Source organism: Cyanobium sp. Lug-B, from assembly GCF_024345635.1.
Taxonomy (GTDB): Bacteria; Cyanobacteriota; Cyanobacteriia; order PCC-6307; family Cyanobiaceae; genus Cyanobium; species Cyanobium minutissimum.
In genome coordinates this window covers 1-9,741 of record NZ_JAGQBM010000088.1, presented here as the reverse complement: position 1 = coordinate 9,741, position 9,741 = coordinate 1, and the positions used below count along the sequence as shown (strand labels likewise).

Here is a 9,741-nt window from a genome sequence, read left to right as displayed (position 1 = left end):
CTCCCCGTACCCCCTCCATAGCCCCCACCATCCACGGCATCGCCCTCGGTCTGATCGAAACCCGGGGCCTGGTGCCGGCGATCGAGGCGGCGGACGCCATGACCAAGGCCGCGGAAGTCACCCTGATCGCCCGGGAGTTCGTCGGTGGCGGCTACGTCACCGTGATGGTCCGCGGTGAGACCGGCGCCGTGAACGCCGCCGTGCGGGCCGGCGCCGATGCCTGCGAGCGGGTCGGCGACGGCCTGGTGGCGGCCCACATCATTGCCCGTCCCCACAGCGAGGTGGAGCCGGCCCTGGCGGCCTCCGGCGTCGGCCGCAGGGGCTGATCCCCATGGACGCCGCCCATCCGCGCGTCCTCGGCTACCTGGGCCGCGCGTTGAGTCTGGAGCTGTCGGCCGTGCAGCAGTACATGACCCAGGCCTCCCTTGTGGAGCTCTGGGGCGACACCAGTGCCGCCGAACGGTTCCGCCAGGAGACCGTCGAGGAGATGCGGCACGCCGAACGGCTGGTGCAGCGCATGCTGCAGCTGGGGGTGGCCCCCGCCGCCTCCCAGCTGCGTCCGGTCGGCCACGCCGCCGACCTGGAGGGTCTGCTGCGCCTCAATGCCGTCCTCGAGGAGGACCTGATCCAGCACTATGGCGAAGCGATGCGCTTCTGCCTGCTGATCGGCGATGGCAACAATGCGTCCTTCTTCCGTGCCCTGCGGGACGAAGAACAGCAGCATGGGGAGGATCTGGCGGCCTGGATCGGCAGCCTTGCCGCCGTCCCGTCCAGGGCCCTGCAACGGGCCACCTTCTGACGTCTCTCCCCCTTTGCCGGACACCCTTCCCCTGTCGATCCAGCTCAGCTGGCTGATTCCCCTTTACGGGTTCAGCGGCATGCTGCTGTCGCTGCCCTGGGCGGCGGGCTGGGTGAAGCGCAACGGTCCCCGTCCGGCGGCCTACCTCAACCTGCTCGTCACCCTGCTGGCGGTGCTGCACGGCAGCCTGGTGCTGCGGGCCGTGCTGGCCCTCGGGCCCCAGCACCTCGACATCGCCTGGTTCTCGGCCGCCGATCTGGATCTGCGCATCGGCTTCGATCTGTCCCTCACCAACCTGGCGGCCCTGGAGCTGGTGACCGGCCTGAGCCTGGTGGGGCAGGTCTTCGCCCTCGGCTACCTCGACAAGGAATGGTCCCTGGCCCGCTTCTATGCCCTGGTGGGCTTCTTCGAGGGGGCCATGGCCGGGGTGGTGCTGAGCAGCAACCTGTTCATGAGCTATTTCCTGCTGGAGATGCTCACCCTCTCCACCTACCTGCTGGTGGGCTTCTGGTACGCCCAGCCGCTGGTGGTGACCGCCGCCCGCGACGCCTTCCTCACCAAGCGGGTGGGGGATGTGCTGCTGCTGATGGGGGTGGTGACGCTGTCGGCCTGGGCCGGATCGCTGGAGTTCAACGACCTCTACGCCTGGTCGGCCAACGAGACCCTGCCGGCCCTGGGGGCCACCCTGCTGGGCCTGGCCCTCATCGCCGGGCCGATGGGCAAGTGCGCCCAGTTCCCGATGCACCTCTGGCTGGATGAGGCGATGGAGGGGCCGAATCCGGCCTCGATCCTGCGCAATTCCGTGGTGGTGACCTGCGGCGCCGTGGTGCTCCTCAAGGTGATGCCGCTGCTGCTGATCTCGCCGGTGGCCATCGACGTGCTGCTGGCGGTGGGCACCATCAGTGCCCTGGGCGGCGCCCTGGTGGCGATCTCCCAGGTCGACCTCAAGCGGGCCTGCTCCTACTCCACCACCTCCTACCTGGGGCTGGTGTTCATCGCCATCGCCCTGCAGCAGCCCTTCATCGCCCTGCTGCTGCTCTTCTCCCATGCCCTGGCCAAGGCGGTGCTGTTCATGAGCGTCGGCAGCGTCATCGCCACCACCAACTGCCAGGACCTCACCGAACTGGGCGGCCTCGGCACCCGCATGCCCGCCACCACCACCGGCTTCCTGGTGGGGGCCGCGGGGCTCACCGGCCTGCTGCCCCTGGGCTGCTTCTGGAGCTTCGGCCTGATGCTCGAGGGCCTGGGCTCGCGGGCCCCGTTCTTCGCCGCTGTGGTGCTGCTCACCAACGCCCTGACCGCCCTCAACCTCACCCGGGTCTACCGCCAGGTGTTCCTGGGTGCGCCGCACCCCAAGACCCGGCGGACCCCGGAGGTGAACTGGCTGATGGCCCTGCCCATGGTCACGGTCGCCGTGCTGGTGCTGGTGACACCGCTGGTCATGGCCCGCATCGACCGGGTTCCCGGCATCGGCGCCTTCTCGGGCGGCACGGCCCTGGTCCTGGTGGGCAGCGGCCTGGGCGGCCTGCTGGTGGGCAGCCTGGTGCCGCTGGACACCTTCTGGTCCCGCTCGGTGCTGCGGCCCCTGCGGGTGCTGCAGGACCTGCTGGCCTTCGACTTCTACACCGACCGCATCTACCGGGCCACGATCGTGGCCTTCGTGGCCGGCCTGGCCCGGATCACCAACGGCTTCGACCAGCTGGTGGTCAACGGCATGGTCAACCGCATCGCCGCCGTCTCGATGGGCTCGGCCGAGAGCCTCAAGCTGGGGGTGAGCGGCCGGCTGCAGACCTACGTCTTCACGGTGGTGGCCGCGATCGTGCTGCTGGTCGGCAGCCTTTCCTGGCTGGGGAGCTGATCGCACGATGCTGAGCGCCCTGCTCCTGATTCCCTTCGCCGGCGCCCTCGGCCTGCTCTGCTGGCCGGGCGAACTGGCCACCGAGCGCATCCGCCGTGCCGCCCTGGCCCTGCTGGGTCTGCAGCTGCTCTGGAGCCTGCGGGTGCTGCTGGCCTTCGACCCCGGCCAGGCGGGTCTGCAGCTGCAGGAGTCCTTCGCCTGGGTCGACAGCATCGGCCTCGACTACCGCCTGGGCGTCGATGGCCTGGCCATGCCCCTGGTGCTGGTGAACGCCGGGCTCACCCTGGTGTCGGGGATCTGCACCCGCGACCTCAGCCAGCGCCCCCGGCTGTACTTCGCCCTGCTGCTGACCATCAGCGGGGCGGTCAACGGGGCGTTCCTTTCCGAAAACCTGCTGCTGTTCTTTCTCTTCTACGAGCTGGAGCTGATTCCCCTCTGGCTGCTGATCTCCATCTGGGGCGGCGCCAACCGCAGCTACGCCGCCACCAAGTTCCTGATCTTCACCGCCGTCTCCGGGGTGCTGATCCTGGGCGCCTTCCTCGGCCTCTCCCTGTTCACCGGCCAGGCGGATTTCAGCATCAACCCCGTCACCACCGCCCAGCTGGGCATGGGCACCCAGCTGGCGCTGCTGGGGGCGCTGCTGATCGGCTTCGCCATCAAGATCCCCCTGGTGCCGTTCCACACCTGGCTGCCCGACGCCCACACCGAGGCCTCCACCCCCGTGTCGGTGCTGCTGGCGGGGGTGCTGCTGAAGCTGGGCACCTACGGCCTGCTGCGCTTCTGCCTGGGGATGTTCCCCGAGGCCTGGGCCCTGCTGGCCCCCTGGCTGGCGGGCTGGGCGGCGGTGTCGGTGCTGTACGGCTCCCTGGCGGCCATCGCCCAGCGGGACATGAAGCGGATGGTGGCCTACAGCTCGGTGGGCCACATGGGCTACATCCTGCTGGCGGCGGCGGCCGCCACCCCGGTCAGCCTGCTGGGGGCCGTCTTCCAGATGGTCAGCCACGGGCTGATCTCCGCCCTGCTGTTCCTGCTGGTGGGCATCGTCTACCGCAAGACCCGCACCCGGGACCTGGAGGTGCTGCGGGGCCTGCTCAACCCCGAGCGGGGCCTGCCGTTCACCGGCACCCTGATGATCCTGGGGGTCATGGCCAGCGCCGGCATGCCCGGCATGGCGGGCTTCATCTCCGAATTCCTGGTGTTCCGCGGCAGCCTGGGCGCCTTCCCGGTGGCCACCCTGCTGTGCATGGTGGGCTCGGGTCTGACGGCGGTGTACTTCCTGCTGCTGGTGAACCGGGCCTTCTTCGGCCGCCTGGCGGTGACCCCGCCCAGCGGGGATGCGGTGGCGGACTCCCGCCTGGAGGTGCGACTGCCGGCGGTGGCCCTGCGGGAAACCCTGCCCGCCCTGGCCCTGGCCAGCGGCGTGGTGGCCCTGGGGGTGCTGCCCTTCGGCCTGGGCCGCCTCAGCGAACAGGCCACCACCGCCATGGCCCAGCTGCCGGCGCTGGTGGCGGCCCTCCAGGGCGGAGGGCTGCTGTCATGAGACCGATTCCCCGCTCCCCCAAACCGCCCCTCACCTTCGCCGGGGGCCGCCCCACCAGTGGCGATCTGGTGGAAACGCTGCTCGCCGGTCACACCCTGCTGGCCGAATCCCCCGATCACCTGGTCCAGGTGGTGGACGTGCTGGAAAGCTACGGCGAGGTGCTGGATGCCTACAGCATCAATCTCATCCACCAGGCCGAGAAGCAGTTCCTCAATCCCTTCCCGGTCTTCCGCTTCCTCGACGGCGACCTCAGCCCGGCGAAGATCTGGCGACACCTGCTGCACGACCGGATCAACTTCGAATACGCGGAGTACTGCCAGAAGGCGATGCTCTGGCACGGCACCGGCGGCCTCGATGCCTATCTCGACAGCGAGGCCTTCGCCGCCAGCTGCGCCGCCATCGTCGCCCGCAAGACCCGGCGCGATCCCCTGCTGGCGGTGCTCAACCCGCTCTTCCCCCAGTTCCTCACGGAACTGATCCGCTCGGCCGCCACCACCCATGCCCTCGGCCAGTTCTGGCGAGTGATGAGCGATCTCTTCCTGGATCTGGCGCGGGCCGAGCGGGACGGGCGTGTGGATTCGATCGCCTCCGTGGTCACGTTCATCAAGGAGGGCCTGGTGGCGGCGGCGGGGGCGCCGATCACCTATGCGGTGGAGATCGGCGGCACCTCCTTCTGGGTGCTGCCCCCCGAGGCCGGTCTCACCTTCCTCGGGGATGTGGCCGTGCCCTACGTGGAGGCGGTGTTCCTGCGCGGCACCCCGTTCCTGGGCACGGTGTCCTTCAACGCCCAGGCCCAGCAGATCTCCCCCGACCAGGCCAAGTTCATGTACGGCGCCCTCTACGCCGACCCGCTGCCCACCATGGGGTCGGGCATCCCGCCCAGCCTGCTGATGCAGGACATGTACCGCCACCTCCCCGAGCGGCTGCGCGATCGCTACCTCGCCGGCATCCGCGGCGGCGGCGACATGCGGGTGAAGATCTGCATGAGTTTCCAGAAGGCGATGTTCTGCGTCACCAACGCGGCCATCGCCGGCACCTTCCCCCATCCGCTCAGCACCGAGGCGCCGGCGGAGCAGGCGGCCAACCGCGCCCATGCCGCCGCCTGGGCCGCCCGCCTGTGCGTGGCCCGCACCGACTGCCTCGACGATCCGGGCTGATCTAGGGTCGGACCCATGGATCAGCCCTGGACCCGACGGCCCCGCCCCGATCGGCTCGAGCGCCGCATCGAGTTCGACGACTACGAACGCACCCGCGTGTTCCTGGAGCGCCTGAACGGCCTCTCGGAGCAGGAGGGCCGCTTCCCGGACATCAGCTTCGGCCGCACCTACGTGAACCTCACCGTGCGGGCCGAAGCCGACGAGGACCCCATCGGCGAGCCGGAGGAAACCTTCGCGCGGGCGATCGATGGTCTCCTCTGAGGGCGCCGCTGCCGACGGAGACGACGGGGACACGCCGCAGGAGTCGCGGCTGGTGGATCTGCGGGCGGCCTACGACGCCGCCGGCATCAAGGAGGTGCTCGACCAGCTCGACCGGGAGCTGATCGGCCTGCGGCCGGTGAAGGCCCGCATCCGGGAGATCGCCGCCCTGCTGGTGATCAACCGGGCCCGCACCCAGGTGGGTCTCGACACGGCGCCCCCCAGCCTGCACATGTCGTTCACCGGCCGGCCCGGCACCGGCAAGACGACGGTGGCGGAGCGGATGTCGAAGATCCTGCACGGGCTCGGCTATGTCCGCAAGGGCCATGTGGTGACGGCCACCCGCGACGATCTGGTGGGCCAGTACATCGGCCACACGGCCCCCAAGACCCGGGAGATGCTCAAGAAGGCGATGGGCGGCGTGCTGTTCATCGACGAGGCCTACTACCTCTACCGGCCCGAGAACGAGCGGGACTACGGCGCCGAAGCGATCGAGATCCTGCTGCAGGTGATGGAGAACAACCGCAACGACCTGGTGGTGATCTTCGCCGGCTACAAGGAGCGGATGGACGTCTTCTACCAGAGCAATCCGGGCCTCTCCTCGCGGGTGGCGAACCACATCGACTTCCCCGACTACTCCGCCAGCGAGCTTCTGGCGATCGCCCAGCTGATCCTGGCGGCGGAGAACTACCGCTTCAGCCCCGAGGCGGCCGCCGCCTTCGCGGAATACATCCAGCGCCGCATGCAGCTGCCCTTCTTCGCCAATGCCCGCTCGATCCGCAACGCCATCGACCGGGCCCGCATGCGCCAGGCCAACCGCCTGTTCAGCGGCATGGGGCGGGCCCTCTCCAAGACCGACCTGATGACGATCGAGGCCGAGGACATCACCGCCAGCCGGGTGTTCCACGGGGAGGTGGAGGGGCTCGATCCGGCCCGGCCCCTGACGAGCCAAGAGGAATCGGCACCATGTTGAGGCTATTCAGGGCTGCAGCTCAATAAATCCCCCAGGGCGAGATGGGGTCAAAACCGAACGAAGGCTAGAAGGATCGGTCTTCAACAGCAAGGACAAAGAAGTCGTCGCGCAGGACGAGAGCCTGTATGTAGCCCTTGCTACCAAGATCGGCGAAATCGCTGAGGTCCATCCTTTCGTTTACTCAACATGTTCGGAGATTCCCGCTGGGCAAGGCTAAATTTCCGCACCACAACCTTAATAACTGATGAAGTCGACTGGATCCCAGCACGCCCGCGACGCGCTTGTTTCCGCCCAGTTCGTCTTCCCAGTCAGCAGTACCAGGCCCAGCGCAGAAGTAGCGGACCGAAGTCTGGTGGTATTCGACAGCCGGGTCGAGGGCCTTGGGATGCTGATCGATGCACTCGCCCCAGGGGCGGTGGGGAGCACGGTGGGCGAGCGAGACGATGCCCTTGAGGTGATCGCGCAGCAACTAAAGCGAACGGCGGCTAAACGGCTAGCGATCGTGGCCCACGGGCAGCCTGGCGTAGTGCAGCTGGGGGCGCTGGCACTGGATGGCGCACAGATCGCGCAGCGTGCCGACTTACTGCAGGAATGGGGCGTGGAGGAGATCGCCCTCTACTGCTGTGAGGTGGGCTGCGATCAGGCGTTCGTGGCGCAGCTGGAGAAGGCGACAGGGGCGAAGGTGGCCGCAGCAACAGGCCTGGTTGGCTCTAAAGCCAAAGGTGGACTTTGGCAACTTGAGCAGGATAGCTCCACACCATATTTCAATGATCTTGCTCTCACTGATTACCCAGGTGTACTCCCCATTACCGTTAATTCCATAGGCAACAGCCCGAGCGACACATTCATCAATTCCACCGAAGCATCGAGCCTTAACATTCAAGCAAGCATAACTGGCGGATTCACTTTTGGCACGGATGTCCTTGTTGCCATTTTCAATCCATTTCAAACACTTCTCTATTGGACTATCTATCGCGGCACAGGAGACAACCAGAGCAATCGACCGATTGTTTCGTCCCTCAACCTGACAACTGCCTTGGGCTTCACTCCCGATGGAAGTCTCGACTTTAAATTCTACCAGGGAGCTTACGGCGGTGGGCCGTTGTCTTCCTCTAACTACAATGGCTCATTTGCACAGCCCCCCAACTTTGCCTTGCTAAGTCTTGGGGGATTAAACACTCTTTCGGGAGGGTTATCTTATCCCAACTTCAGTCAGACTCTCACCCTTGACAGGCTTGCGCCTAGCGCGCCCAGCATCACCTCGATCACCGATGACTTTGCTCCAATCATAGGCACCGTTACCAGTGGTGGCAGCACCAACGACACGGTTTTGGTCCTCAACGGCACCGCAGAAGCCAATAGAACGGTCGCGATCTTCAATGGGGGAAGCCAGCTAGGCACTGCGACGGCCAATGGCTCCGGATTCTGGACCTTTATGACCGGCACCCTCACCAATGGCAACACCTACATCTTCAATGCTAGGGCGACCGATGTGGCAGGCAACCTAATCACCAGTGCCAATTACATCGTCACGGTGGACACCAACGCTCCTACGGCTCCGAGCCTTGCCCTGGCCTTTGATACGGGCTCTTCAAGCAGTGATGGTGTCACCCAAGCAGGCACCGTCAATGTCAGTGGCATCGAATCCAACGCCACCTGGCAATTCAGCACCAACAGTGGTGCAACTTGGACAAGTGTTTTTGGCGGCAGCGGCTTCTTGCTTGCTGCTGGCACCTACGCCATTGGTGGCATACGGGTCCGGCAGACGGATCTAGCTGGCAACACCACGGTCACACCCAGCCAGAACGCAGAGGCCATCACGATCGATCAAACCAATCCTGCGGCGCCGAGCTTTGCGCTGGCCAGTGATTCGGGTTCCTCCAACAGCGATGGCGTCACCAATCTGGGCACCGTCAATGTCAGTGGCATCGAATCCAACGCCTCTTGGCAATACAGCACCGACAGTGGTTCAACTTGGATAACGGGAAGCGGCAGCAGCTTCACGCTTGCGGCCGGCACCTATGCCATTGGTGCCATTCGGGTCCGACAGACGGATCTCGCCGGCAACACCACGGTCACGCCCAGCCAGAACGCAGCGGCAATCACGATCGATACCAGCGCACCTACAGACATTGGCTTCAGCAGCACCATTATTGCTGAGAACAGCGCAGAGAATGCAGTCGTCGGCACTCTCGTCGCCACTGACACAACTGCCGTCGCCTATTCTTTAGTCCCAAGCGCAGAAGACAACGCCTCCTTCGCTATCAATGGGCTCGGTAGCGGCAACGAGCTCCTGATCATAAACACCGCTGACTTTGAAACCAGAAATAGCTATAGTGTTCAGATTCGAGTCACCGATGCCGCTGGCAACTTTACTGACACCACTCAGACCATCAGCATCACCAACGTCAACGAAACCCCCACTCTGGCGGATGTTGCGCCCGGTAGTTACACCGACACAGCCACCAACGACACGTTCAGCCATATCACTGGCACCTTGGTTGGCGCAGATGTCGACGCAGGCACCACCCTCACCTATGGCATCAGCGGTGGCATTGTTGACAGCGGCAGCTCCACCCTGGTGGGCACCTACGGCACGTTGGCTGTCAATGCCACCACTGGGACCTATACCTATACCCCCGACGCCACGGCGATCAACGGGCTGAGCATCAATGCCAGCGACCACTTCAGCTTCTTCGTCAGTGACGGCAGCCTGAGTACGATTCAATACTTCACCATCAACATCACAGGCACCAACGACGTCGCCACCCTCACCAGCGACACCAAGGCGCTGACCGAGACCGATGCGGTCCTGAGCACCGGAGGCACCCTGACCCTCACGGATCTCGATGCCCTCGACGCCACCGTCGTCGCCCAGACCGACGCCACCGGCACCTACGGCAAGTTCTCCATCAACGCCGCCGGCGCCTGGACCTACGACACCAACGACGCCGTCAACCAGCTCAACGACGGCCAGCTCGTCACCGAGGTCTTCAACGTCGCCACCACCGATGGCGGCAGCGCTTCGGTCACCATCAACATCACAGGCACCAACGACGTCGCCACCCTCACCAGCGACACCAAGGCGCTGACCGAGACCGATGCGGTCCTGAGCACCGGAGGCACCCTGACCCTCACGGATCTCGATGCCCTCGA

General features: G+C 65.7%; 8 protein-coding genes. All 8 read left to right on the top strand.

Features of this window, described 5'->3' with window-relative positions:
- On the top strand, positions 1–326 hold a 326-nt coding region (locus tag KBY81_RS15415; protein ID WP_315858534.1), incomplete at its 5' end, for a BMC domain-containing protein.
- 5 nt (positions 327–331) lie between these two features.
- A complete protein-coding gene (locus tag KBY81_RS15410) occupies positions 332–799 on the top strand; it encodes a ferritin-like domain-containing protein (protein WP_106221414.1) in 468 nt (155 codons plus the stop codon).
- Between the two features lie 13 nt (positions 800–812).
- On the top strand, positions 813–2,657 hold the full coding sequence (locus KBY81_RS15405) for an NAD(P)H-quinone oxidoreductase subunit F (RefSeq protein ID WP_106221416.1): 1,845 nt from the start codon (positions 813–815) through the stop codon (positions 2,655–2,657).
- Positions 2,658–2,664: 7 nt separating this feature from the next.
- Positions 2,665–4,197: an NADH-quinone oxidoreductase subunit M gene (locus KBY81_RS15400; RefSeq protein ID WP_254976972.1), complete on the top strand. Its 1,533-nt coding sequence runs from the start codon at positions 2,665–2,667 to the stop codon at positions 4,195–4,197.
- A complete protein-coding gene (locus KBY81_RS15395; RefSeq protein WP_254976971.1) occupies positions 4,194–5,354 on the top strand; it encodes a CO2 hydration protein in 1,161 nt (386 codons plus the stop codon). The genes KBY81_RS15400 and KBY81_RS15395 overlap by 4 nt, the downstream gene beginning before the upstream one ends.
- Before the next feature lie 15 nt (positions 5,355–5,369).
- Entirely contained in the window at positions 5,370–5,615 is a 246-nt protein-coding gene (locus tag KBY81_RS15390) for a 4a-hydroxytetrahydrobiopterin dehydratase (protein ID WP_015107683.1), read from the top strand.
- Complete coding sequence (cbbX, locus tag KBY81_RS15385; protein ID WP_254976970.1) at positions 5,602–6,585, top strand: CbbX protein; 984 nt, start codon at positions 5,602–5,604, stop codon at positions 6,583–6,585. Before KBY81_RS15390 ends, cbbX begins: the two co-directional genes overlap by 14 nt.
- A 352-nt stretch (positions 6,586–6,937) precedes the next feature.
- Positions 6,938–9,741, top strand: a 2,804-nt coding sequence (locus KBY81_RS15380) for a VCBS domain-containing protein (protein WP_254976969.1), incomplete at its 3' end; no start/stop codon positions are given.

Excerpts from the sequence above, each read along its gene's own strand:
- cbbX (WP_254976970.1), top strand. The coding sequence starts at position 5,602 with ATGGTCTCCTCTGAGGGCGCCGCTGCCGACGGAGACGACGGGGACACG.
- KBY81_RS15390 (WP_015107683.1), top strand. The coding sequence starts at position 5,370 with ATGGATCAGCCCTGGACCCGACGGCCCCGCCCCGATCGGCTCGAGCGC.
- KBY81_RS15410 (WP_106221414.1), top strand. The coding sequence starts at position 332 with ATGGACGCCGCCCATCCGCGCGTCCTCGGCTACCTGGGCCGCGCGTTG.
- KBY81_RS15395 (WP_254976971.1), top strand. The coding sequence starts at position 4,194 with ATGAGACCGATTCCCCGCTCCCCCAAACCGCCCCTCACCTTCGCCGGG.
- KBY81_RS15400 (WP_254976972.1), top strand. The coding sequence starts at position 2,665 with ATGCTGAGCGCCCTGCTCCTGATTCCCTTCGCCGGCGCCCTCGGCCTG.